The 25,121-nt window shown below is 68.2% G+C and carries 20 protein-coding genes and 1 riboswitch; of the genes, 10 read left to right on the top strand and 10 right to left on the bottom strand.

The genetic code is table 11. The features are described 5' to 3' along the window. Positions 1–15 precede the first annotated feature (15 nt). Both egtB and egtD read left to right on the top strand, forming a co-directional pair. Complete coding sequence (gene egtB / locus A9310_RS10135) at positions 16–1,329, top strand: ergothioneine biosynthesis protein EgtB (protein WP_065630491.1); 1,314 nt, start codon at positions 16–18, stop codon at positions 1,327–1,329. Beyond that, positions 1,326–2,315, top strand: a complete 990-nt coding sequence (gene egtD / locus A9310_RS10130; RefSeq protein ID WP_065630490.1) for an L-histidine N(alpha)-methyltransferase — start codon at positions 1,326–1,328, stop codon at positions 2,313–2,315. The genes egtB and egtD overlap by 4 nt, the downstream gene beginning before the upstream one ends. Here egtD and A9310_RS10125 read toward each other — a convergent pair. Beyond that, entirely contained in the window at positions 2,296–3,360 is a 1,065-nt protein-coding gene (locus A9310_RS10125) for an LLM class flavin-dependent oxidoreductase (protein ID WP_065630489.1), read from the bottom strand. The two genes, egtD and A9310_RS10125, sit on opposite strands and share 20 nt — an antisense overlap. 194 nt (positions 3,361–3,554) lie before the next feature. Between A9310_RS10125 and A9310_RS10120 the strand changes: the two genes are divergently transcribed. Then, positions 3,555–3,944, top strand: a complete 390-nt coding sequence (locus A9310_RS10120; protein WP_065630488.1) for an SHOCT domain-containing protein — start codon at positions 3,555–3,557, stop codon at positions 3,942–3,944. Between the two features lie 89 nt (positions 3,945–4,033). Here A9310_RS10120 and thiD read toward each other — a convergent pair whose 3' ends face one another. Both thiD and thiC read right to left on the bottom strand, forming a co-directional pair. Beyond that, positions 4,034–4,954, bottom strand: coding sequence for a bifunctional hydroxymethylpyrimidine kinase/phosphomethylpyrimidine kinase (gene thiD, locus A9310_RS10115; RefSeq protein WP_083207331.1), 921 nt, complete (start codon positions 4,952–4,954; stop codon positions 4,034–4,036). After that, positions 4,954–6,642 carry a phosphomethylpyrimidine synthase ThiC gene (gene thiC, locus A9310_RS10110; protein ID WP_065630487.1) on the bottom strand — a complete coding sequence of 563 codons (1,689 nt, stop codon included), beginning with the start codon at positions 6,640–6,642 and terminating at the stop codon, positions 4,954–4,956. Before thiC ends, thiD begins: the two co-directional genes overlap by 1 nt. A 7-nt stretch (positions 6,643–6,649) precedes the next feature. Beyond that, a riboswitch (TPP riboswitch) is annotated at positions 6,650–6,739 on the bottom strand. A 219-nt stretch (positions 6,740–6,958) separates the two neighbouring features. Between thiC and A9310_RS10105 the strand changes: the two genes are divergently transcribed. Next, positions 6,959–7,306 carry a GNAT family N-acetyltransferase gene (locus tag A9310_RS10105; protein ID WP_065630486.1) on the top strand — a complete coding sequence of 116 codons (348 nt, stop codon included), beginning with the start codon at positions 6,959–6,961 and terminating at the stop codon, positions 7,304–7,306. Positions 7,307–7,428: 122 nt separating this feature from the next. On the opposite strand, the gene A9310_RS10100 is transcribed toward A9310_RS10105, so the two are convergent. Next, a complete protein-coding gene (locus tag A9310_RS10100; protein ID WP_065630539.1) occupies positions 7,429–9,096 on the bottom strand; it encodes a (2,3-dihydroxybenzoyl)adenylate synthase in 1,668 nt (555 codons plus the stop codon). 157 nt (positions 9,097–9,253) lie between these two features. On the opposite strand from A9310_RS10100, the gene A9310_RS10095 reads away from it, so the two are divergent. The 6 genes from A9310_RS10095 (at position 9,254) to A9310_RS10070 (ending at position 15,434) form a co-directional block, all read left to right on the top strand. Beyond that, entirely contained in the window at positions 9,254–10,594 is a 1,341-nt protein-coding gene (locus tag A9310_RS10095) for a salicylate synthase (RefSeq protein ID WP_065630538.1), read from the top strand. Positions 10,595–10,640: 46 nt separating this feature from the next. Beyond that, positions 10,641–10,889, top strand: a complete 249-nt coding sequence (locus tag A9310_RS10090) for an acyl carrier protein (RefSeq protein WP_058251371.1) — start codon at positions 10,641–10,643, stop codon at positions 10,887–10,889. Positions 10,890–10,906: 17 nt separating this feature from the next. Beyond that, entirely contained in the window at positions 10,907–12,088 is a 1,182-nt protein-coding gene (locus A9310_RS10085; protein WP_065630485.1) for an acyl-CoA dehydrogenase family protein, read from the top strand. 41 nt (positions 12,089–12,129) lie between these two features. Next, positions 12,130–13,437, top strand: coding sequence for a wax ester/triacylglycerol synthase domain-containing protein (locus tag A9310_RS10080; protein ID WP_065630484.1), 1,308 nt, complete (start codon positions 12,130–12,132; stop codon positions 13,435–13,437). Between the two features lie 107 nt (positions 13,438–13,544). Beyond that, positions 13,545–14,396 (top strand): hypothetical protein, encoded by an 852-nt coding sequence (locus A9310_RS10075; protein ID WP_065630483.1) that lies wholly within the window; start codon positions 13,545–13,547, stop codon positions 14,394–14,396. Between the two features lie 63 nt (positions 14,397–14,459). Next, the gene (locus tag A9310_RS10070; RefSeq protein ID WP_058251432.1) at positions 14,460–15,434 is read left to right on the top strand and encodes an ABC transporter substrate-binding protein; all 975 of its coding nucleotides are present in this window, start codon (positions 14,460–14,462) and stop codon (positions 15,432–15,434) included. Between the two features lie 423 nt (positions 15,435–15,857). Here A9310_RS10070 and A9310_RS10065 read toward each other — a convergent pair whose 3' ends face one another. From A9310_RS10065 to A9310_RS10040, 6 genes are read right to left on the bottom strand one after another with little or no spacing between them, the layout of a single operon-like run. Beyond that, positions 15,858–17,192, bottom strand: a complete 1,335-nt coding sequence (locus tag A9310_RS10065; protein ID WP_065630482.1) for a lysine N(6)-hydroxylase/L-ornithine N(5)-oxygenase family protein — start codon at positions 17,190–17,192, stop codon at positions 15,858–15,860. Beyond that, positions 17,189–18,733, bottom strand: coding sequence for a pyridoxal-dependent decarboxylase (locus A9310_RS10060; protein ID WP_065630481.1), 1,545 nt, complete (start codon positions 18,731–18,733; stop codon positions 17,189–17,191). Before A9310_RS10060 ends, A9310_RS10065 begins: the two co-directional genes overlap by 4 nt. 50 nt (positions 18,734–18,783) lie before the next feature. After that, positions 18,784–20,244, bottom strand: a complete 1,461-nt coding sequence (locus tag A9310_RS10055; RefSeq protein ID WP_065630480.1) for a condensation domain-containing protein — start codon at positions 20,242–20,244, stop codon at positions 18,784–18,786. Continuing rightward, entirely contained in the window at positions 20,232–22,649 is a 2,418-nt protein-coding gene (locus tag A9310_RS10050; protein ID WP_065630479.1) for a penicillin acylase family protein, read from the bottom strand. Before A9310_RS10050 ends, A9310_RS10055 begins: the two co-directional genes overlap by 13 nt. 5 nt (positions 22,650–22,654) lie before the next feature. After that, positions 22,655–24,469, bottom strand: a complete 1,815-nt coding sequence (locus tag A9310_RS10045) for an IucA/IucC family siderophore biosynthesis protein (protein WP_065630478.1) — start codon at positions 24,467–24,469, stop codon at positions 22,655–22,657. Between the two features lie 4 nt (positions 24,470–24,473). Then, a complete protein-coding gene (locus A9310_RS10040; RefSeq protein WP_065630477.1) occupies positions 24,474–25,082 on the bottom strand; it encodes a GNAT family N-acetyltransferase in 609 nt (202 codons plus the stop codon). Positions 25,083–25,121: the final 39 nt, after the last annotated feature.

Genomic DNA, 25,121 nt, shown 5'->3' with positions numbered 1-25,121 from the left:
ACGGGAGGTTATCCAGTGAGCATCACCGAACCGTCGGTTCGTCCCCAGTCCACAGACACCCGGTCCGCCGAGAGCCCGCCGGCGAACGGTGTCGTCACCGATGTCGCGCGTCGCTACCTCGACGTCCGCGCCCTGACCGACACGCTGTCCGAACGGCTTTCGCCCGAGGACCAGACACCGCAGTCGATGACCGAGGCGAGCCCGGCGAAATGGCACCGGGCGCACGTCACCTGGTTCTTCGAGGAGTTCATCCTGCGGCGTGACCCCGCGTACAAGGTCTACGACGACACGTTCCGGTACCTGTTCAACAGCTACTACGAGGCTGTGGGAGAACGGCATCCACGACCTGATCGCGGTCTCGTCACGCGGCCGGGTGTCCGCGATGTGACCCGCTACCGCGAGCATGTCGACGCCGCGATGGTGGATCTCCTCGAGCGCGGCGACCTCGACGAGGCCGCACTCGAACTCGTCGAACTCGGCTTCAATCACGAACAGCAGCACCAAGAGCTGCTGCTCATGGACATCAAGCATCTCTTCTCCACCAATACGTTCGGGCCGGTGTACATCGATCGCGAACCCGACGAACCGGGCATCGCGAAAGCGTTGGGCTGGCGGCAGTTCGAGGGCGGCGTCAACGAGATCGGCGCGTTGGGCAGCGGATTCTCCTACGACAACGAGGGCCCCCGGCACCGGGTGTATCTCGAGGACTTCGAGATAGCCGACCGCGCGGTCACCAACGCCGACTGGCTGGAGTTCATGGCCGACGACGGTTACCGGCGCGCCGAATTCTGGTTGTCCGACGGGTGGGCGACCATCCGCCAGACCGGATGGGACGCACCGGGATACTGGCGCGACGAAACGGGTGCGCGCTCCACCGACCCGTCGGACTGGACGACGTACACCCTGTCCGGCCGGCGGCGGATCGTGCCCGACGAGCCCGTCCTGCACGTCTCGTTCTACGAGGCCGACGCCTACGCCCGCTGGGCGGGGGCCCGGCTGCCCACCGAATTCGAGTGGGAGATCGCTGCCGGCTCACTGGGTACCGAGCGCGGGGCCCTGCTCGACCCGGACCGATGTCATCCCGGCCGCGTCGGTGCGGCGATGATCGGGGATGTGTGGGAGTGGACGGCCAGTGCGTACCTGCCCTATCCCGGCTTCGTGCCCGCCAACGGCGCGGTGGGTGAATACAACGGCAAGTTCATGTCCGACCAGCATGTGCTGCGCGGGGCGAGCGCGGTGACGCCTGTGGGTCACGAACGACTGACGTACCGGAACTTCTTCCCGGCGCCGTCGCGCTGGGTCTTCTCGGGACTCCGGCTGGCCCGATGAGCCTCGACAGCGACACCCCGGTGACGGCGACCACCGGGGAGACGGCCATCGGGGGCCTTGCCGCAGACGCACTCTCGGGATTGTGGCAGCAACCGCCGGTCCTCCCGACGAAGTGGTTGTACGACGAGCGCGGCAGCAAGCTCTTCGACGAGATCACCCGTCTGCCCGAGTACTATCCCACCCGCCGCGAGACCGCGATCCTGCGCGCGCGGTCGGCCGAGATCGCCTCGACGACCCGTGCCGACGTCATCGTCGAACTGGGCTCGGGCACATCGACCAAGACGCGTCTGCTGCTCGACGCCTTCGTGGACGCGGCCGCCGACGGTGAGCGTCCGACCTACGTCCCCGTCGACGTCAGCACCGAGATGCTCACGACGACAGCCGAAGTGCTCGCCGTCGACTATCCCGGGATCGACGTCGTCCCCGTGGTCGCCGACTTCACCGAGCCCGACCTGGATCTCCCGCCCGCCGACGGCCCGCGCCTCGCGGTGTTCCTCGGTGGCACGATTGGCAACTTCGATCCTGCTGCGCGCGCGGAGTTCTATCGTTCGATGGTCGGCTCGTTGTCTCCGGGTGACTACTTCCTCCTCGGTACCGACCTCGTCAAGGACACCGGGCGGCTCGTCGCCGCCTACGACGACAGTGCCGGTGTGACCGCCGATTTCAACCGGAACATGATCGAGGTGCTCCGTGCCGGCCTCGACGCTCGCGGGCTCTACGCCGACGACTTCGAACACATCGCCCGCTGGAATCCGGGCGAGCACCGCGTCGAGATGTGGCTTCGCGCCCGGCGGGACGTCGACGCGTACTTCGGTGTGCTGGGCCGATCGTGGCGGGTGCCCGCGGGAACCGAGATCCACACCGAGATCAGCACCAAGTTCCAGCCGGGGGCGCTCGCGGAAGAACTCGAGTCGGCCGGACTGTCCGTCGTGTCGGCGTGGACCGATCCCGCGGGCGACTTCCAGCTCACCCTGACCCGACGCTGAGCAGTTCGCGCACCCGCGGGATGACCTGCGTCCCATAGAGCTCGACACTGCGCATGAGCTCGGCGTGGCCGAGTGTCCCGTGCGAGTACTTCAGGTCGAATCGGCTCAGTCCCAGTGCTTGGACGGTCGACGCGATCTTGCGGGCGACGGTGTCGGGCGACCCGACGTAGAGCGAGCCGCCGGGTCCGGTCGACCGCTCGAACTCGATGCGGGTCGGCGGCGGCCAGCCGCGTTCGCGACCGATGCGCCCGACGTACTCGCGGTAGTGCGGCCACAGGTCGTCGCGTGCCTGCGCGTCGGTGTCGGCGACATGTCCCGGTGAGTGCACGCCGACGGGCATCAGCGGTTTGTCCATCTCGCGCAGGGCGCGGTGATAGAGATCGACGTACGGCTTGAAGCGCAGTGGGTCGCCGCCGATGATCGCGAGCATGAGCGGCAGACCGTACGACGCGGCACGTACCACCGACTCCGGGCTGCCGCCGACCGCGATCCACGTCGGCAGGGGCGGGTTCTCGAGTTCGGGGTAGACCGTCTGGGACTGCAGAGGACTGCGCGTGGAACCCGACCAGGAGACCGGTCGGCCGGTGCGCAGTTCGGCGAACAGGGCCAGCTTGTCGCTGAACAGTTCCTCGTAATCGGAGAGGTCGAAACCGAACAGCGGAAACGACTCGGTGAACGACCCGCGCCCGAGGATCACCTCGGCACGACCCGACGACAACGCATCGACTGTCGAGAACCGCTGGAACACGCGGATCGGATCATCGGAACTCAGGACGGTGACGGCCGAACCGAGACGCATCCGGGTGGTGCGCGCCGCGATGGCGCCGAGTACGACCTCGGGTGCCGACACCGCGTAGTCGTCCCGGTGATGCTCACCGACACCGAGGAAGTCGACGCCGACCGTGTCGGCGAGGATGGCCTGCTCGAGCAGATCGCGCAGGGTCTGCGACCCCGAGCGCAATGTGCCGTCGGGTTCGGCGGTGATGTCCCCGAACGTGTCGAGACCGAGCTCGACCTTCTCGATACCTACCGGGTGAGATTCCATGTCGCCCTTCGCGAAGTTGTGATCGTGCGGGGCGAAATCGGAGGAATTGCGCCCGCAATGGTCTTTTCACACGATTTCACGAACATCTTTCCAGTTCGTCACGGTGTCGAGGTCGGTGCTGTGTAATGCTTCATAACGGTTCATGTGCTCGGCTCTGAACTCGCCGATTTCTTCTAGACAAGGGAGACACTCCGATGTGGGATTCATTCTGGGACTTCATCTGGTACACGATCGTCATCTTCGCGTTCGTGGCCTACCTGATCGTCCTGTGGCACATCATCAGCGACCTGTTCCGGGACAAGGCCGCGTCGGGCTGGCAGAAGGCGGCCTGGATTGTCTTCTTGATCTTCCTCCCGTACCTCACCGCCATCGTGTACCTGCTCGCCAAGGGCAAGGGGATGGCCGAGCGTCAGCGTGAGGCCTACAGCGAGGCCAAGCAGGCGTCCGACGAGTACATCCGGTCCGTCGCAGGCACCTCGCCGACCCAGCAGATCGCCGACGCGAAGAACCTGCTCGACTCGGGCGCGATCACACCCCAGGAGTTCGAGCACTTGAAGAGCAAGGCCCTCAGCGGAACCGCCTGACGGTCCCTCGACACAGACAACGCTCCCCGATGGCGCCGGTCGCCGTCGGGGAGCGTTGTCTGTTTCTCGGGTTCGGAACCGGCGTCGCGTCAGTCCGCCGACCCGACGCCCACACGCCACAGCGGATTGACCGGACCGTGGCCGGCGCCCAGTGGATACGCAGCGGCCAGGCAGCGGGTCACCCAGTCCTTGCCGAAGCCGACCGCCGCGGGAACGTCGTGCCCGTGGGCCAGCGCGCATGCGATCGCGGCGGCGAGGGTGTCGCCGGCGCCGTGGTCATGCGGGGTGTCGATGCGTTCGTGGCTGAGCTCGATGAACCGGTGGCCGTCGTAGAGCAGATCGGGGGAGTGGTCCGAGCTTCGTAGGTGCCCGCCTTTCACCAGCGCCCAGCGCGGCCCGAGATCGAGCAGCGCCCTGGCCGCGTCGCGTTGCGACGCGGTATCGGTGACCTCGATCCCGGTGATCAGGCGAACCTCGTCCAGGTTCGGGGTCACCACCGTCGCGAGGGGAAACAGGCTGTGCCGCAGGGTGTCGAGTGCCGAGTCGGCGAGCAGCTGGTTGCCGTGCATCGACGCGCACACCGGATCGACCACCAGCGGAACGGATGTGTCCCGGCCGATACCGCTCGTGCGGCACTGCTCGACGATGGCCTCGATGATGGGCGCCGACGCGAGCATCCCGGTCTTCGCCGCGGCCACACCGATGTCACCGGACACGGAGTCGATCTGCGCCGCCACGGTCTGCGGTGAGATCTCCTCGAACCCGCTCACGCCCACCGAGTTCTGGACCGTCACCGCGGTCACCGCGACACACCCGTGCACCCCGAGCAGGGCGAAGGTGCGCATGTCTGCCTGTATTCCCGCGCCCCCGCCGGAGTCCGAACCCGCGATCGTCAGGACCCGTACCGGGGCCGTTCCGGGCGGTGACAGCGGGAGTCCCGTGTAGGCCTGTTCGTCGACCGTGCGCTGATTCGCGTCGACTGTGCGTCGTCGTGCGTCGTCTGTGCGCATCAGGCGCCGCCGGTCGTCTGGAGCGGGAGGTACACGCGGTTACCGGCCTCGGCGAACTCGGCCGACTTCGCGGCCATGCCCTCGGCGATAGTCCGGTCGATGTCGTCCGCGGTGACGAGACCGTGCTCCTCGGCGTAGGCGCGGACGTCCGCCGAGATCCGCATCGAGCAGAACTTGGGTCCGCACATCGAGCAGAAGTGGGCGGTCTTCGCGGGCTCGGCGGGTAGCGTCTCGTCGTGGTATGCGCGCGCGGTGTCGGGGTCGAGGGCGAGATTGAACTGGTCGGTCCAGCGGAACTCGAAGCGCGCCTTGCTCAGTGCGTCGTCGCGTTCCTGTGCCCGCGGGTGGCCTTTGGCCAGGTCGGCCGAGTGCGCCGCGATCTTGTACGTGATCACGCCGACCTTGACGTCGTCGCGGTCCGGAAGTCCTAGATGCTCTTTCGGAGTCACGTAGCACAGCATCGCGGTGCCGGCCTGAGCGATCATCGCCGCGCCGATGGCCGAGGTGATGTGGTCGTAGGCCGGCGCGATGTCGGTGGCGAGCGGACCCAGGGTGTAGAAGGGGGCCTCCTCGCACAGCTCCTCCTCCAGGCGCACGTTCTCGGCGATCTTGTGCATCGGGACGTGCCCGGGGCCTTCGATCATGACCTGCACACCATGCGATTTGGCGATCGCGGTCAGCTCGCCGAGAGTGCGGAGTTCGGCGAACTGGGCCTCGTCGTTCGCGTCGGCGATCGATCCGGGGCGCAAGCCGTCGCCGAGGGAGAACGTGATGTCGTAGCGGCGGAAGATCTCGCACAACTCGTCGAAGTGCGTGTACAGGAACGACTCCCGGTGGTGCGCGAGACACCAGGCCGCCATGATCGAACCGCCGCGCGAGACGATGCCCGTCACCCGCTTCGCGGTCAGCGGAACGTAGCGCAGCAGGACACCGGCATGGACGGTCATATAATCGACGCCCTGCTCCGCCTGCTCGATGACGGTGTCGCGATACAGTTCCCAGGTCAGCGAGGCGGGATCGCCGTTGACCTTCTCCAGCGCCTGGTAGATCGGAACCGTCCCCACGGGGACCGGCGAGTTACGCATGATCCACTCGCGGGTGGTGTGGATGTCGGCGCCGGTCGAGAGATCCATGATCGTGTCGGCGCCCCAGCGGGTGGCCCACACCATCTTCTCGACCTCGTCGGAGATCGAGCTGCGCACCGCCGAATTACCGATGTTCGCATTGACTTTCACCGCGAAGTTCTTGCCTATGATCATCGGTTCGGACTCGGGGTGGCGGTGGTTGGCCGGGATGACCGCGCGGCCGATGGCGACCTCCGACCGGACCAGTTCGGCGTCGACGCCCTCCCGGGCGGCGATGAACCGCATCTCGTCGGTGATGATGCCGGCACGCGCCCAGGCCAGCTGGGTGCTCGCGCCGTCGATCGGGTCGGGCCGATGCCAGCTGTCGCGGGTGGGGGTGAGGCCCTTCTCGACGTCGATGTGCGCCGCCGTATCGGTGTAGGGGCCGGAGGTGTCGTAGACGTCGAGGTGTTCGCCGTTGGTGAGCTGGATTCGACGCTGCGGCACACGCAGGTCGTCGACGGCGAGGTAGTGCTTGGCGCTGCCCTCGATCGGGCCGAGGGTCAGGAACCCGGAATCGGCGGGTGCGCTGCTGTTGCGGGTGGTGGATACACGTGTGCCCATGGCTGGTCTCCCTACGCCGGCATTACCCGGACAGGTTCGAGCGGTCGGCGACCGCCCGTCGCCATCTCAGCCCTCGGTCATCGTGAGAGCCCCCGCGGTGTGTAGTTGTCGTGCGTCCGCCACCCTACATCGCATCGTCCGGTCGGGTCGTGCGGGTGGGGAAGACCGTATCGATTTGCGACGATCACACGATCGGGGTCGGCAGTTACGGTTCCGTAAGGTACCGTGTGACCCGGATCACAGGGGTGGCGCTGTCGCGTGTGGCAGGTACGCGCCGGTGATCCGATGTCCGCGATCACGAGGTGAGGAGGGTCGGGTGCTACGCAAGCATCGTCAGCGACCACCACAGTCGGCGAAGTCCATCCTGCAACAAATCTCGCAGGTGGTACACAATCCCGACCGCGACCGATTCGAACTCTGGGTCGCCGGCGACCTGGTCGGCGTGCTCGGTTATTCGACCGAGTCGGCGGACGGTCAGACCACCATCACCGTGCTGCACACCGTGCTCTACGACGAATACAGCGGACACGGACTCGCCACGCGACTCACCCGTAGCGCCGTGCACTACACCCGCGAACAGGGTGCCCGCCTCCGGCCGGTGTGCACGTTCACCAAGCGCTACCTCGACAGCCATCCCGGGATCGTGCCGCTCGCCCCGGTGTGAGGGTGGCTGGTTCCTGCGCTGCGTCACCAGGCCCTTCGAGGCTCGTAGACCTCGACGCGCTCCTTCGTCGCTTGCTCGGCCCGGTGGCTTTCGCTCCTCGCACCTCAGGGAGCGGGGGGACCTCAGCCGGTCGGTGGGGCCAGCAGCGTCTCTCGAAGCACCTTCTTGTCGATCTTGCCGACCGCGGTGACCGGCAGGGTGGTCACGACGCGGACCACGTCGGGCAGTTTGAAGGACGCGAGACCGCGTTCGGCGAGGAACGTACGGATCGTCGCCAGCTCGAGCGGCCGGCCCGCCGGGTGTTCGTGCGAGAGGACCACGGCGGCGCAGATCTTCTCGCCGAGTGCGTCGTCGGGGAGGCCGACCACCGCGACCTGCCGGACCGAATCGTGGGCGAGGAGGTTCTCCTCGACGTCGTCGGCGGCGACGTTCTCCCCGGCGCGCACGATGGTGTCCTTGATGCGGCCGGTCACGGCCAGGTGCCCCGACGGCAGCCGGGTGACCTTGTCCCCGGACCGGTAGAACCCGTCCGGTGTGAAGGACTTCTCGTTGTGGGYAGCGGCGCGGTAGTAGCCGCGGATCGTGTACGGGCCGCGTACCAGCAATTCACCTTCTGTGCCGTCGGGGACGTCGGCGCCGTCCTCGTCGACCACCCGCACCTCGTCGAGTTCCGACATCGGCGAACCCTGCACCTGGTGGACCAGGTCGCGTGGTTCATCGAGACGGGTGTAGCAGATCAGCCCCTCGGCCATGCCGAAGACCTGCTGGACGACGGGGCCGAGGGCCGCGTCGAGGGCGACGGCGTCGGACTGGGCCAGTTTGGCGCCGCCCACCTGCAGCAGGCGCAGGGAGCTGATGTCCGCCGGCTCCCACTCGGTCGCCGCGCACCAGAGTTGAGCGAGCGCGGGGACGAGCGCGGTCACCGTGACGCGGTGCCGCTCGATGAGGTCGAAAGTGTTGTCCGGGCTGGGGTTGTCGGCGAGGACGACGTGGCCGCCCGCACCGAAGACGCCCAGGATTCCCGGGCAGCACAGCGGAAAGTTGTGCGCGGCCGGCAGGGCGACGAGGTAGGTGTCGTCGGCGGTGAGGCCGGCGACGTCCGCGGACAGCCGGGCGTTGAGGTCGTAGTCGTCGTGCGTGCGCGCGATGAGTTTCGGCAGTCCGGTGGTGCCCCCCGATACGAGGAACAGGGCGGGTAGACCGGCGTCGGGGGCGGCCGGGAGCTCGACCGAGGCGGGGTCGGCGTCGGGGAGCGGTGTGAATCGACCCGGTTCGCCGGAGATGAAGACCTGCGCGACGTCGGGCACCCGTGACTGAAGTTCGGTCGCGAGCTCGCGGTAGTCGAACCCCCGGCGGCCGTCCTCACCGATGTAGGCGACCGCGCCGGCACCGGCTGCGAGATGGGCGATCTCGGTGATCCGGTGCGCGGGCAGCGTCATCACCGGCACGACACCCGCGCGTAGGAGGCCGTACAGGGTGACCGCGAAGTCGAGGGAGTTGTTCAGCTGCAACACGACCCGTTGCGTCGGCCGCAGTCCGGCCGCGACGAAACCGGCGGCACGACGGAGGGTGGCGTCGCGGAACTCGGCATAGGTGAGCGTGCGCGGCCCGTCGGTGGAGGCATCGGTCAGCGCAGGGGAGTCGGGAGTTCGCTCGGCGGCCAGATCGAGGCCGGCGAACAACGGGCGGTCGAGGAAGACGCCGGCGTCGCGGTACTTCTGTGCCTGTGCGTCGGTGTGGGGAGCGAAACCGTCGAGCAGATCGGTCGCGGGGTCGAGATGCGTCGGCATGAGTTCATTCAAACACAGGCAGGATAGGGTAACCTTACCGGTCGATGCAGGGCGGGAGGTCGGCTGTCGACCCGCGGGGGATTGTTTGATTAGGCTGCCCTAAGATTCCCTATGATCATCGGTGCTCGAGTGCATCACGACCGGAGGAACGAAGGACATGTCGCTGACAACCGAATCGCACGCCGCGCAGTTCGTCGACCTGCTCGCGCCGGCCTCGCCGCTGAGCGAGTCCGACGCCGCGCGGATCACGGCCGCCTGGGCCGGCTCCGGCGAATTCGGCGACCATGTCGTCTACGAGCGTGACCGGCGCTGGACCTTCGCGGCGGGTGTCCGCGCCCGCGTGGTGATCACACGCAGTGAGGTCATCGTCGACGATCAGGGCGACCGCACGACGACGTCCTGGCATGGCGACCCCGCCGATGCGCTCGCCGCCGCGACCGCGTCGCTGTCGATTCCCGACTGGCGCGTCTACGGCTGGGTCGGTTTCGACTTCTGCGCGCCCTATCACGGCATACTCGAGCGCGTTCCCGAGGACACGGTGCTGGCGCACCTCATCGTTCCCGAGTTCGAGGCGACCGTCGATGCCGACGGGGTCGACACCGGGTCGCTCGACGCCGAGCGTGCCGGTCGTCTCCTCGAGATCGCTTCGCGAGCAACCGTTTCCGTCGAGTCACGGCCGGTGGACGTGCAGTCCGACCCGGACGACTACCGCGGCCGTGTGGCCACGGCTGTCGCCGAGATCGAAGCCGGCCGGTACCAGAAGGTGATCCTCTCGCGCGCCGTCGACATCCCGTTCGACGTCGACATCCCCGCCACCTACGCCCGCGGCCGTGCCGACAACAACCCCGCCCGGAGCTACCTGCTCTCGCTCGGTGACCTGCAGGCGGCCGGGTTCAGTCCCGAACTCGTCGTCGCGGTGCACGACGACCGGACCGTGGTCACCGAACCACTGGCCGGCACAAGGGCTTTCGGGATCTCGGCGGAGCAGGACGCGGCGGCCCGCGCCGACCTGCTCTCGGATGCCAAGGAGATCGCCGAGCATGCCATGTCGGTACGTGCGTGCTTCGACGAGATCTCCTCGATCGCCACTGCGGACACCACGGCCGTGAGTGAGTTCATGGAGGTTCGTGAGCGCGGGAGCGTCCAGCATCTGGCCTCGACCGTGCGCGGGACCCTCGCCGACCACGAAACCCCCTGGCGCGCACTCGAGGTGGTGTTCCCGTCGATCACCGCGTCGGGCATCCCCAAGACCCCGGCCGTGGAGGCGATCGACCGTCTCGAGCCCCGACGCCGCGGCCTGTACTCCGGCGCGATCCTCACCGCGTCATCGATGGGCGAGCTCGAGGCGACCCTGGCCCTGCGCACCATCTTCTCGTCCGGGCAAGGCGCGTGGCTGCGTGCCGGTGCCGGGATCGTCGCCCAGTCCACGCCGGAGCGCGAGTTCACCGAGACCTGCGAGAAGCTGGCCAGCGTCGCCCCGTACGTGGTCCCGCGCTGACCGACCGATACTTTCGACCGAACATCCCCACCCCAGGAGCCAGCACATGTCCGACCACATCACCGAAGCCCTGCGCGGCATCCTCGAAGAGGACCTCGACCTCGCGCTCGGCGACATCAGCCGCGACTCGAAGCTGATCGACGACCTCGGGCTGGACTCGGTGGCGTTCGCCATCGGCGTGGTGGCGATCGAAGAGCGTCTCGGCGTGAAGCTGTCGGAACGGGAGCTCTTCGAGTCCAAGACCGTCGGCGACCTCGAGGACCTCATCCGGTCGAAGGCCGGCACCCCGGCCTGAGAGGACCCGGACCCGACATGACTGTGGAGACCCCAGTGCAGACGTACGCCGAACTGCTCGACGCCGCGTTCGACGACCAGGTGACGGCATGGACGGCGCAGGCCGAGCGGGATCACCGATTCCCGCGGCCCCTGCTCGAACACCTCGGTGCCGAGGGCGTCTTCGTCCGCAAGTGGGAGGACCGCAAGGTCACCGACCTCCACGACCATTTCGCCCTCGGCGCACATCTCGGCGCGCTGGGTTCCGCGGCCATCGGAGTGGGTGTGAGCCTGCACGATTCGGCCATCGCCATCCTCCGCCGCTTCGGCCGCAACGACTACCTCAAAAACCTGGCCCAGCGCGCCCTGACCGCCGAGACCGTGCTGTGCATCGGGGCATCCGAGGAGCAGGGCGGGTCGGATCTACAGAACTCCGAGACCCGGATCCTCCCGGAGAACGGCGGGTTCCGCGTCGTCGGGCACAAGAAGTTCGTGTCTCTCTCGCCGATCGCGGACCACGTGTTCGTGGTCTGCCGGGGCGTCGACGACGGTCCCGACGTGGGCGGCAACGTAGCGTTGGCCGCCGTCCCGATCGAGTCGGTGACGGTGGGGAAGCCATATGCGAAACTCGGCGCCGGGCCCCTCGACACCGCGCCGGTGACCATCGACGCCTGGATTCCCGACGAGGCGATGATCGCCCGGCCGGGGACGGGCCTGGCGATCATCAGCTGGGGGTTGGCGCACGAGCGGTACTCGGTGGCCGCCCAGATCGCCGCCGCGTGCGACGTGATGATCGGCGTGACACTCGCCCGGATGGTGGAGCGCACCCAGTTCGGCAAGAAGCTCTACGACCATCAGGCGCTCCGGCTGTGCGTCGCCGATCTGCAGGCCAGGGTCGACGTCCTGCGCTACTCGCTGGCCGGAGTCGCCGCGGAGGGCAAGATCAACCTGCGCACCGCCGCGGCGCTGAAGGCCACCGCCGCCAACCTCGGGGAAGAGGTCGCGTCGGAGTGCCTGCACATCTTCGGCGGGATCGGTTACCTCGAGACCGGATCCCCGATCGGTCGCTGGTGGCGGGACATGAAACTGGCCCGCGTCGGCGGCGGCACCGACGAGGTGCTGTGGGAACTGGTCGCGGCGGCGATGAAACCCGACACCGAGCGGTACCAGGCCATGTTCGTCGACTCCGAACTCCACGGCACCGGCTCGCCGGTGTCCTGAAGCGCTCGAGCCATCGTCCCTCTCACCCAGGCGGTCATCCCATGAACAGCCCAGCCAGCCAGGCACCGGCCGACGCGCGTGTCACCGAACTCGCGCCGCCCGACCACACCTACCTGCACATGGACAAAGACAGTGCGCCCATGCACTGGTCGATGATCCTGCAGCTCGAGAGCGACGGGGCGTTGCTCGGCCTCGACGAGGTGCGGACGCGGGTCCGGGAGCGGGCCGGGCTGTTCGAGATCTTCCGGCTGGGCATCCGCAACGGCCGCTGGCGCAAGCCCGAAGTGGTGCTCGCCGACGACAGCTGGGATGCCGGCGAGCACGTGACCGAGTTCGGGTTCACCGACCGCGCCCATCTCCAGCGACGGGTGACGAAACTGCTCGAGTCGCCGCTGCCGCGTCCGCGCCCGTTCTGGGACATCACCCTGTTCACGCCGTCGGCGGGTGCCGAAGGTGTCGGACAGTGGGTCCTGCTCCGGGTGCACCACAGCATCTCCGACGGCATCGCGGGGGCGGCCTTCGCCGCCCTCCTCGCGGACGGGGAGCCCGACGATCTCGCGGAGTTCGAGCGATTTGCCACCAGCCCGCGCTTCCGGATCAGCGGCATCGATCCCGAGGAACTCAAAGAGGCGAAGGCCGCCTATGGCGACCAGCACGCGGCGGGCGGTGGCAAGAAAAGGGCCTGGCCCGCACTGACGAAGTCGGGCGAGCGCGAGTACGCCCTGTTGTCCGCGTCGACCCGGACGCTGCGCAAGGCTGCCAAGGGCAATGGCGCGACCGTTCACGAGTTCCTCCTCGCCGCCATCGGCCGGGCGATCAGCCTCAACCCGCCCGCGTCCCCACAGGCCGACGTCGTCCGCGTGACACTGCCCGTGACCCTCGACGACGAGTTCCGGCACACCGGCAACGCGGTGTCCGTGGCGCTCCTCAACCTGCTCGGCAACGAGCCTGATCTGTCGCGTCAGATCGGCCGTGCGCGAAGCGAACTCGAGACGATAGCAACGCGCAAGCCGGAGCTGTACCTGGCCGCCGCCGACGATCTGCCGCGCGCCCCGCTGTGGGGTCTGCAACGCGCGATCGTGAACGCGTCGATGTCCCACATGCACCCCGACATCCACATCGGCATCAACCCCGGGTTCTCGCGGGTCCGGTCGGTGCTGGGGCGTTCGATCGTCACCCTGACACCGTTGTCGCCGCTCGCGGGCTACTCACTGTCGGTGACGACCCTGATCCTCGGACACACCACCACGTTCGGCGTCGTCACCGACGCGCAGGCGCTACCCGGATACGCCGAACGATTCGTGTCCGCGCTCGACGAAGTACTTCAGGAGGCCCTCCCGTCGACCTGACGGGGGTGCGAGCTTAGGCTTGCCTTGTAATCCGGGGTCCGAGGGCTGCAATATACAGGTGGCCGTCGGCCCGGCGGGGGCGAAGACATACACGGAGAAAGAACAACATGAGCAACGACGTCAACTACCAGGACCCGGCCGGGGCCGATTACTACTCGGGGGTCGATCACCGCGAGTCGGACACCGGTTCGTCTAGCCGATCGGGCGGGGTCAGCGTCCCGACCGTCCTGGCGTCGGCAGGCATCGCTGCCATCATCTCCGCGATCGTCGTGACGATCGGCGTGGTGGGCATCGTGGTCAGCGAGCGCAACGACTCCGCCACCGCCGCACAGCCGACCGTCGTCAACCTCGGTGCCGCGCAGACCGCGCTGCCCCAGCAGGGCATTGCCGGCCAGCAGCCCGTCCCGGGTCAGCCCGCACCCGCCGGCGCACCGGCCGGAGCGCCGGCGGCGGCCCCGACGGAGAACGTGCCCGAAGGCGGCGGAGCGATCGGTGGACCGGTCGGTCCTCCCGGTGAAGGAGCCGCGCCGGCTCCGGGTGCGGCCCCCGCACCTGCTCCCGCGCCGGGCACCACGGCCGCCCCGCAGCAGAGCGTTGCCGCCGGCCCGGCCGCGCTGACGCCCGGACAGCTCAACACCAAAGTCCGCATCGTCAYGAACTCCAACGGCAGCCGCGCCGCACGCGCCGCCGAACTCGAGGGCGGTGAGCGTGCGCTCCGTCAGATCGACCTCGTCGCCCGCGCGATCACGACCTACGGCAATGTCGGGCTCAGCTACCAGATGGTGGGACCCGTCCAGGTCAGCGGCAACACGCTGACCGCTCCGCTGCAGATCAGCGTGGTCGGCCGCGGTAGCCAGAATCGCTCGATGACGTTCGTGTGGAGCGGCAACAAGTGGAAGCTCTCCAACCGAAGCGTCTGCACCATCGCGGGATTCGTCCTGCTGCCCTGCTCGCTCTGACCGCGCGGGGTGACACGGTCCGGTCCGCCGGACGACACCGACAACCCATTGGGGGATCTTCACGTGATTTCACGACCACGCCTGGGCGCACTCGCCGCGAGTGCACTCCTGTTCGCGGGCCTGCTGGCCGGTTGCTCGAGCTCGGATGACGAATCCGCCGGTGGCACCGTTCAACTCAACTTGCCGGACGGCCGGTCGGTGACGATCCCGGACACCCCGGAACGGATCGTGACCCTGGGAGACCAATGGACCGACGTCGTGCTGTCGTTCGGTGAGACGCCGGTCGGGTACTACGACTACTCGAAGTCGGCGACCGGCGAGATGCAGCCGTGGTACGGCGAGAAGCTGGCCGACGCGACGTTCGTCGACCCCACCAAGGGCGACGACGCGACGACCATCGCCAAGCTGAACCCGGACCTGATCTTCGCACCCGGCTTCGCCTCGGACAGTCCGGAGTTCCAGCAGATCTCGAAGCTGGCCCCGACGGTCAACGCCATCAGCGACCAGGAGATCGATCCCTGGCAGGACATGGTCACGGTGATGGGCACCGTGCTGCACGACCCGGAGAAGGCGAAGTCGATCATCGACGACACCAACGCGAAGATCGCGGCGGTGGCGCAGGAGTACCCGGATCTGAAGGGTAAGACCTACGCGTTCGCGTTCATGTACGGCAACGACCAGCTGTCGGTGCTCGGTGACGAGAACGACGGCGCCGGAAAGCTGTTCACCTCGCTCGGGATGAAGATGGCTCCCAAGCTGGTCGCCGAGTACCAGCGGACCGGCCAGCCGCGGTTCGGGCTGAGCACCGAGAACATCCCGATGCTCGACGCCGACGTGCTCGTCGTGGCCACGGCCACCCCCGAGCAGGCGGAGACCCTGAAGTCGCTGCCCGGGTACAAGAACCTGAAGGCGGTCAAGGACAACGCCGTCACGTTCATGACCCAGTCGCAGATCACGGGTCTCAACGCGCCGACGCCGAACTCGATCCCGTACGTCCTCGACCTGCTGAAGCCGTCGTTCGCCGCGGCGTCCAACTGAGCTCGGTCTGGAACGAACTCGCCCTCCGCGGAATGCGGAGGGCGAGTTGGTTTTCGGGGGCACCGGACCCTTCGTGGCTCGTCGCTATCGCTCCTCGCACCTCAGTATCTGCGGCCTCGCGGCCGTCGTGGACTACGAAAGAACACTCTCAGCATCCACATCTCTGCTCCCTGAGGTGCGAGCGAAGCGAGCCACGAAGGGCTTCGCAACGTGTCTCACCAGGCCCTTCGTGGCTCGTCGCTTGCGCTCCTCGCACCTCAGGGAGCAGGGGGTGCCCGTCGCCGTGGGCTCCTCAGGGAGCGGGGGCCCACCGCTGGTTGAGCAGGCGACGAGCGCAGCGAGGAGCCGTGTCGAAGCCACTTCGCAACAACGACAACGGCCCGAGCCGCACGTGGCGAATCGGGCCGTGAGCCGGCTAGCGGGTTACGGCGCGACGATGTCGTCGTCGTCCGACGCGCCGAAACTGGTGAACGCGGTGTGCCTGGGCAGGCGGTAGGCCTCGCGGCCCAGCACGGTGTTCAGGATGCGTGCGTTGCGGACCGCGCCGATGTCGAGGTTCGGGGCCGAGACGCCGTGCGCGTGCTCCTCGGCATTGGCGACGAAGATCCGGTTGGTCAGGGCGTCGTCGGTCTCGATCTCGTGGTTGGCGCCGATGACCAGGCGTCCGCGCGAATCCCGGTGCAGCGCAGACTCGATCGGGGCCAGGAAGTCCGCCCTGCGGGCCTGGTAGCCGGTACTGGCGATGACCATGTCGGTGGTGTGGGCCAGCTCGGAGCCGGTGTCGAGGTGACGGCCGCGGACCCGGAGCTTGCCGTCGGCGAGGGTGTCGATGCCTTCGACATCGACCGAGATCCGCAGCTGCACCGGGTTGAGCTTGTCCTGCAACTGGCGCCGGTACAGCAGGTCGTGCAGGCGCTCCAGGGTGTCGGTGGAGATGCCCTTGTGGAACTGCCAGTGCTGCGGGCGAACCCGATCCCGTGCGGCCTCGGGAAGGCTGTGGAAGTAGTCCATGTAGGCCGGCGTGGTCATCTCCAGCGAGAGCTTCGTGAAGTCCAGCGGCGCGAACCATGGTGTGCGCGTCCACCATCGGACCGCGGGGCCGCCGCGTAGGTTCGATTCCAGCAGATCGATGACGATCTCGGCACCCGACTGGCCGGAGCCGATGACCGTGACGGTGTCGGCGGCGAGCGCCTTCTCCTGGTTGAACAGGTAGTCGGAGCTGTGGACCACCGCGGGCGAGTCCGACGAGAGTGCCTGCGGGACGAACGGTTCGGTGCCGATGCCGACCACCACGTGTCGTGCGATGACCGTCGAGGAGGTGGTGCCGGTGTGCACGGTGACTCGGAACGCGTCGGCCTCGGAGTCCCAGGCCACCTCGTCGACGGTGGTGCCCCACCGGAGCGAGTCGAGCCGGGACACGCACCAGAGCAGGTAGGCCTCGTACTCGATGCGGGTCGGGAAGAAGTCCTCGCGTACCAGGAACCGGTACATGCGATCGATGTCGGCCATGTAGTTCAGGAACGACAGCGGATGGGTCGGGTCGACGAGCGTCACCAGGTCCGACAGGAAGCTCACCTGGAGGGTGGCGTCGTCGAACATCAGGCCCGGATGCCACCGGAACTCGTCTCGCGAGTCGACGACCAGGAGGTTCACGTCGTCGAGCGTCGAGGCGAGCGCGGCGAGGCCCAGATTGAATGGGCCGCAACCGATCGCGAGTACGTCTACATTCTCAACAGTGGTCTTCTCTTCTGGGGTCATTCGGACACTCTCACCATTTCTTCACTGTGGACTTCCGCGCCGGGTGCGGCGGTGCCTTCCGACTCCACCTCGAGCGCGACGCGCAACAGTTCGTCGAACAGCTCGTCGATGTCGCTCTCCGAGGTCTCCGGGTTGAGGAGGGTCAGCTTCAGGCAGGTCTGGGGCTCTTCCTCACCGGGCACCCGGACCTGGGTACGGCCGATGAGTGCCTTGCCGTCGGCGATCAACCGACGCCGCAGTTCGCCGTTGACCGCGTCGAGATCGGTGCACCGATACCGGAACACGACGGTGGTCAGCGTGACCGGCGCGATGAGCTCGAGCTGCAGTTCGGTGGCGATTCGCTGTTCGGCGTACACCGCGAGGTCGTTGCACTTGTCGAGCATGTCACCCAGAGTGCGGCGTCCGTAGGCGAGCAGGGTCGCCGCGACCTTGAGGACGTCGGGCCGTCGCGTCGTCTGCAGTGTCTGACCCAGGAGGCCGCTGTACCCGGCCTCCACGTCGTCGTCGGGGTTGAGGTAGGCCACCGAACGGTTCAGGGACACGAAGCGATCGGCGTCGGACAGCAGCATGAGGCTCGCGGCCGCCGGCTGCCAACCGACCTTGTGCAGGTCGAGGGTGACCGAGTCGGCGCGTTCGACGCCGGTGAGCAGACCGGCGAGGCGGTCGGAGAACAGCGAGCCGAAACCGTAGGCGGCGTCGACGTGCATCCAGATCTCGTGCCGCTCGGCGATGTCGGCGATCTCCCCGAGCGGGTCGATGGTACCGAAGTCGGTGGTACCCGCGGTGGCGACGATCGCCAGCGGTGTCGCCGCGCCGGCCTCGCGGATGGCCGTCTCCAGTGCCTCTGGGATCATCCGGTGATGCGAGTCGACCTCGACCGGAATGACTGCGGTTTCGCCCAATCCCAGTGCCGCACAGGCACGGTGGACCGAGAAGTGCGCCACGCGCGAGCAGAAGACGGCCGGGCGGTGCAACGCGCCGACGCCGTCGTGCCGCACGTCGATGCCCCGTCGGGCAGCGGTGTGGTCGCGAGCGATCATGAGCGCCAGCAGATTCGAGATCGATCCACCGGGACTGAAGACACCGCCGGCATGTTCGCCGAACCCGGCCATACGAGCCAGCGACTGGACGGTCCAGGTCTCGAGCGCCAGCGTGGCCGGGCCGGAATCGTAGGTGTCGAGTGAGGCATTGGTGGCCGAGGCCAGGGCGTCGGCGGCGACCGCGACCGACAGCGGAGCGGGTTGCAGATGCGCCGCGGCCATCGGATGGGTGAGGTCCAGTCCGAACTCGGCCACCAGGCGGGCGAGCCGGGTGAGCGCCTCGGATTCGCCGATCCCGTTCTCCGGGACTCCGTGCGGGCCGAGTAGTGCCGTCACCCCGCCGAGCACCGCGACGGGGTCACCGCTCGGCAGCGGGGCGCCGTGGTGATCGTCGCCGACCGCGGCCGCGACCTCGGCCAAGCCGCGCCCGACGTCGGCCCAGCCATCGCCGGGACGGGCGAATCGCGAGGCACCCCATACGGACTGGCGGTCTTCGGACACTGAGTTCCCCCCTGTTGACTCTGGTGCGCGGTGGCGCGGTGGCAGGCCGGTCATCCGGCGCTGCCCTTCTGTGGTGCGCTCTCGGCGAGGGTTTCGACGAGTGCGGAGACGTTCTGGTGCAACGACGTCGGAATCAGATCGACGAGTGCGGTGAGTACTGCGGTGGCGCGGTCGGCCACCGTGTCGGGGACGATCCCCGGTTGGTGGTCGACCTCGACGCGGGTGCTCTCGTCGTCGGCCTCGAAGGCGATCGAGAGCGGGTAGTTGGCGATCCCGTTGAACACCGACCGGCAGGTGACCGGGGCGTCGGCGGGTTGCGGGATCCCGCGCAGCGGTGCGGGCCGGACCGACGCCATGATCTCGATGACGGGAAAACGGCCGCCTTGCTGTCGCAACGCGGTGAGGATCGGCCCGAAGTCGGTGCCGGAGTGTTCCATCGATCGGTAGATGACTGCGCCCGCGTCCCGGAGAGCCTGCTCGACGGTGGCGTCGGGGTCGATGCGGAACCGCATCGGGATGATGTTGCCGCAGTATCCGACGTTCTGGGGTGACTGCGTCCGACGACGGTTGTCGGCCGGCACCACCAGGACGTGATCGGCGGCGCCGGTCAGGGCATACGCGGCCAGCGAACACACGCCGATCAGCAACGCGTTCGGGGTGGCCCCGACGGTCTGGGCGACTCGGCCGAAAGCGGCCAGCGAGTCGGCCGCAACCGGGGCGGCGACCTTGATGCCGTCGCGGTCGTCCATCGGCGAGAGCCAACTGTCGGCGGCACTCTCGGTGGGCAACTCGCCGCTGAGCGGATAGCGGACGTCCTCGGCGGCCCAGGTCGTGAGGGCGTGGCGCACCGCGTCGTCGGCGGCCGCCGCGACGGCCGCGGAATCGGGTGTGACCGGGCGGGAGTCGGCGGTGACGTCCCCGGGCCACGAACCCGAGACCAGGGTGCCCAGCAGCAGCGGCCATGAGGTGTCGTCGACGGCGAGATGGTGGACGACGAGGATCATCGTGACGTCGCCGTCCGAACCCGAGACCCGAAGCCGGAGCGGCACATCCGACGTCAGATCGAATGGCGTGCGGGTCAGCGAGGTCGCGATCGCGTCGGCATCGTCGACGGGTCCGGTTGCCTCCGCGTCCGGCAGGCCCCAGGTCCACACCGTGCCCGATGCGTCCCACGATCCCGCGTGCGACACGACGCGGCGACGCGGCGTGCCCTCGTTGTCGACCTCGACCACCGATCTCAGGACCCCGAAGCGCTCGACGAGTAGTTCGGCGGAGTCGACGACCGATCGGAGCGTTCGCGTCCCGCCGAACTGCAGGACGAGTCCGATGTTGTGCGACACCGATTCCGGATCCAGGTCGTAGATCCGCCACATCCGCCGTTCGGCAGTGCCGAACTCGCCGAACGGCACGGAGGTCCTTGGTTCGTCAGCTGCGGCCGTGCGGGCGGGTTCGCCGGTCTGCGCGATTCGACGACGCAAGAGCGTCAGTCGCGCTTCGGTCAACGCGGGCATGGCTCCCTCTCGGTCGATGTGGCGGTGGACGGCGTCGACGCTGCTGCGGTCGTGCCACGCAACACATCCCAATCGCGGACGACCTCGATCAGCTCGCCCGCCGCCCACCGCGGCGCCTGGTCCTGGAAGTGATCGGAACGGGGATCACCGCTCACGCCCAGCGGGACGATCCAGCGGCTCGCCCCGCGGTCGGCGAGGTCCCACACGTAGCGTGCGGCGGCACCCGTGATGCACAGGTGGGTGCCGACCGCCGCGGCGTTGGCGAAGACGCACTCGGCGTCCCCCGCCAGGGGCAGGGGAGTCGGACGAAGGTTGGCGAACAGATCCGGGTGCTGCGGCGACGCGCCGACCAGGTCGAATCCGTGGATCGGTGCCAGGCGATGGACGCTGCCCCACGTGGGCGTCGAACCGAAGGTCCCGATCCGGGCCACCACGGCATCGAGGGCGGCGACCGCCACGGCCTCGATGTCGATGCCGATCCCCGCCGTGTTGGCGACGACGGAGGTCAGCGCGGTCGCGAGACGGGGCTCGGGCACGAACCACGGCTGGAACACCGCCGGGAACCCGTGCGGCCCGCGCAGCGGCGCGAGCACGTCGGTACTCGCGACCCCGAGGACCAACTGGGTACGGAACTCGGCATAGAGGTACGCGTCGGTGCTGTCGGCGGTCATCGACCGGTCCCACGCCACTAGGCGCTCCCGGATGCCCTCGGCTTCGGCGTCGGCGCCGCGTACGCGTGACAGCAACTCCTGGACGACGGACGCCTGCTCGAGCCTGACATCGGTGTGGATCTCGGCGCAATCCGCCGGACTCACCGAATTGAGACCGTCGAGCCGCGCGGTGATCCGGTCGGCACGGAACGGTTCGACGCACTCACTCGTGAGCGGCTGCAACGCAGGCACATCGGACATCCGCTGGTTGGCGGTGACGGTGAAGGCGGGACCCTTCGAGACGCCCTCCGCAAGCTCCGGGCTCCTCAGGGAGCGGGGGGTGGCCTCCGCGAGCTCCGGGTTCCTCAGGGAGCGGAGGGTCGCGTCGAAGGCGGGGTCACGGAGCGAACCCGTCTCGTATCCGCGCCACTGGTAGCGCTCGTCCCAGCCCGGGACCGGCAACCAGTAGTTCTCGGGCGCGCGGACCGGCACCCGGCCGGCCACGTGGGTGGCGACGGTGCCGTCGGCGTGGGCGACGACCGCGCGGTTGACCGGCTCGACCCACTTCGTCAGGGCTGCTTCGACATCGGCGACGGTGTGCGCGAAGAGGAGGTCGATCGGCGCGTCGAAGGTGACCTCTTCGGTGAGCAGCGGGGACCGGATGCTCATCGCGAACGACTCGTCGGGGCCGCCGAAGACGACGGCACCGTTCGGGGTGGTGAGGAGCTGCACGGCAACGGGTTCGGCATCCCGGACGAGGATCGTCTCGGTGCTCACCCCGGCCGGCACCCGCCCGCCGCCCGGTACCTCGACCAGGAGCGTGCCGGCCTCGTCGCGCGTCAATCGCTCGAGGTACAGATCCTGATAGTCACCCATGGCATTCGTCGTGCCCCAGGCGATGTCGTCGCCCTGACAGAAGTGCGGGACTCCCGGGACGCCGGCAAAGGCGAACCCGGCCATGTCGAATGCTTCGTGCGGACCGGTCGAGGCGAGGTGGAACTGCTGATAGATGCCCGGCAGTTCGAGGAATCGATGCGGGTCGCCGGCGACGATGGGTGCACCGGTCGAGCTCCGCTCGGCGGACACACCCCAGGCGTTGCTGCCCGACATCGGATCGCCGAGGTCCACCGCCGGGGCGGGTTGCTCGGGCGACGCCGGGCGGGTGATCGCGAGGATCTCCTCCAGGAACGCCTCATCGGGCATCGCGGGCACCGTGGGGTCGGTCTCCCGCGTCTCGAAGTCCCAGAACCGCAGCGCATCCAGACCGAGCGTGAGGCAGGCGTGCAGGCGGAAGAGTTTGGTGGTGAACCGCCCGAAGAGCACGTGGTGCATGATGAACACCGAGATCGGCGTCCACGGCCGCCACGGCAGCGGGCGATGCGCCAACGCCTCGAGTTCCAATGCAGCAGAGTACTTCTGGAGGTCGCCGAGGGTGCTGTTCACGCCGTCGGCGTAGGCGGTGACGAGCTCGCGGGTCCGGGTGGACGATGCGTCGAAGATGCGTTTCGCCGCCACGTCGAGCTGGGCGCGGCGGGCGAAGGTGTCCCATTCGACGCAGCCGGCCCCGAAGACCTCGGCGGTACGTCCCTCGGCGCGCAGCCGCATGAACTCGATCTGCCAGCGCCGGTCCTCGCCGCATGCCCGGCCCTGTCCGTACAGTGCGCCGCGCGGCGTCGAGGCGAGGACGTGCGGGATGCCGTGGCCATCACGCAGGATCTCCGCGTCGTCGGGTGCGTGGGTGCGGGTGGTGGTCATCTCCCTCACCGGTCCCTCGGCGGCGCAATCGGATTGACGAGCCGGTGACCCGCGTCGATCAGCGATGCGTAGGAGTCCTCGATGTCGACCATGCGCTTGTTGTTGCGCAGTTGCAGCCCGTTCATGTGCACCGCCCCGAACTCCGGTGCGAACAGATCCCAGCGAGCGAACCTGTCTTCCAGATCGGGGTGGGCCGCGACGAACTCACGCAGGCTCTCGGCCACCAGCGACCAGAACTCGTCGTCGCCGATGATGCCGTGCGTGTGCAGGATCTCGGCGAGTGGACGCAGGAAGTCGTCGAAGACGTCCGACAGCACACCCAGGTTGCGGATCTCGTCCGGTCCGGTGGTCCGGACGCGGGCGCAGCTCTCCGGGAGTCCGTCCGCCTCGCCGAACACCGAGACCTCCTCGCCGATGTCCTTGAGGATCGCTCGCACCGGGATGCCCTCGGCGAGAACGAGGATGAGGTTCTCCCCGTGCGGCGAGAACTTCAGCTCGTATCGGTAGAGCAGGTAGGCGATGGGATGTAGATAGGTGCGCAGGTAGCGACGGATCCACTCGGTCGCGGGGACACCCGAACGGTCGATGAACGCGCCGACCAGTGGCTCCCCCAGGTGGTCGATGTGAAGCAGCGCGGCCATGGTCGACAGTTGCTCGTCGGCGGCTGCCAGCGGCACCGGGCTCTGTCGCCACAGCGCGGACAGGATCTTGCGGTACTCCGACCCCGGCTGCGTGATCGGCGTGAACGTCGGGCTGCGGTAACCGATCGCCGCGACCTCGAAGATCATCTCGAAGCCGATCGCCGCGAGGTACTGGTCGTCGGCGACGAGTCCACGGACCCAGTTGTTGATCAGCGGCGTCGTCCGCATGTAGTCGGCCGACATCCCGCGTGTGAAACCCATGTTCACGATCGACAGTGCGACCTTGACGTAGTTGCGGGTCGGGGTGGTCGCGTTGAACACCGTGCGGATCGACTGCTGTGCCTGATAGAGGTCGGGGCTCGTGCCGACCTCGACGATGCGCTGGTCGGCGATGTCGGCGGAGTAGAGCTTGCGTACTTTCTCGACCCACTGCCAGGGATGCACCGGGAGGTACCGGTAATCGGCCGGGTCGCAACCGACTTCGCGCAGGGCGTCCCCGAAGTCGGACAGCGTCTCGGGTCCGAGCTCGTCGAGGAGCAGCGCGCCGTAGTCGACGTCGCTGACCGTGGCGACGTCACAGTCCTCGCGACGGACGGCGAGCCAGACGAGCCTGAAGTGGTTGCCCACCTCGGGGGCGTAGCGCTCGATGTCGTCCGCGCTGAAACCAAGACGGCCGGCGTTGGCGACGATGCACGGGTGCCCCTCCGTCATCGTCGCCTCGATGGTCTGGAAGTCGGCGTGAGCGAGATCCGTTGCCGGGATGCGTCGTTCGTCCGGACGGTCGGCGCTGATCGTCAGGGTGTTGATGAACTCCTCGAGGTACTCCGGCAGCGCCTGGGGACCGATCCCCAGGAACGGGGCGAGGTCGACGATCATCGCCACCGCGTCGACTGGGAGTTCGGCGCCGTCGCGCACACGACGCAGCGTCGACTCGTCGATCGCCCAGCTGTCCAGGGCGAGTCGGTCGGCGCGGAAGTAGTAGTCGGTGCGGCCGTCGGCGGAGGAGACGACGTACCCGTCGCCACTCGCCACCGGGGCGAGTGCCCGCTCGTGGGAGAACTCGGCGAGGATCTTCTTCGCGATCCTGGTGTGATACGTCTGGCGATGGCTTCGCGCACCCGACCCCCCGGCCGTGCGCGTCGCGAATCCCGGAGTGGTCCCGATGTCCTGGAGAGTCAACGATCTACGCCCCCAGGTCCGTGACCTCGACGGGTCCGACGGACTTGCCGTTGTCGGTCACCTCGAGGAAGTCGGCTCGGGTGCAGTAGCTCAGGTGCGCGGTCTTGTTCCCGACGGGGTAGTCGCCGTCGACGCGGAAGCCGACACTCGCGTTGAGGCGGTGCACGGCCTTGTTGCGGACGTCGGGCTCGACGACGACGCGCGCGGCGCCGACCTCCAGGATCGCGGTCCGCATGATGTGCAACATCACCGCGCCGGTGAAGCCCGGCAGCGACTGTTCGGCGTGGGCGACCAGCAGGTGCATGCCGATGTCACCGTCGGCGGGTACGTAACCGCTGGCGGGATCGGCGAGTTCGCTGGTGGCCGGGTCGTAGAGCTCAAACAGGAACTGCGGGCGCCCGTCGTGGTAGCCCAGGCGCATTCCGTGGGGCGTGCCGGCGGTGGCCTCGGCCGACTCGCGAATCATCTTCTCCACGTCGGCAACCGAGCTGTCGAGCATGTCCCAGTACTTGGCCTTGGGATGGGTGAGCCATCCGTGGACCGTCGCGGCGTGCGATACGTCGTCGAGGTCGACCGAGGCCAGGTCGTAGGTCGGGGCGGAGGAAATGGTCATGATGCCTTTGCTCTGGAGGTGGTCGGTTGGTGTGCCGGA

It is taken from the genome of Gordonia sp. UCD-TK1, from assembly GCF_001691435.1.
Taxonomy (GTDB): domain Bacteria; phylum Actinomycetota; class Actinomycetes; order Mycobacteriales; family Mycobacteriaceae; genus Gordonia; species Gordonia hongkongensis.
The sequence above is the reverse complement of the archived record's forward strand: the minus strand, read 5'-3'. Positions and strand labels throughout refer to the sequence as shown.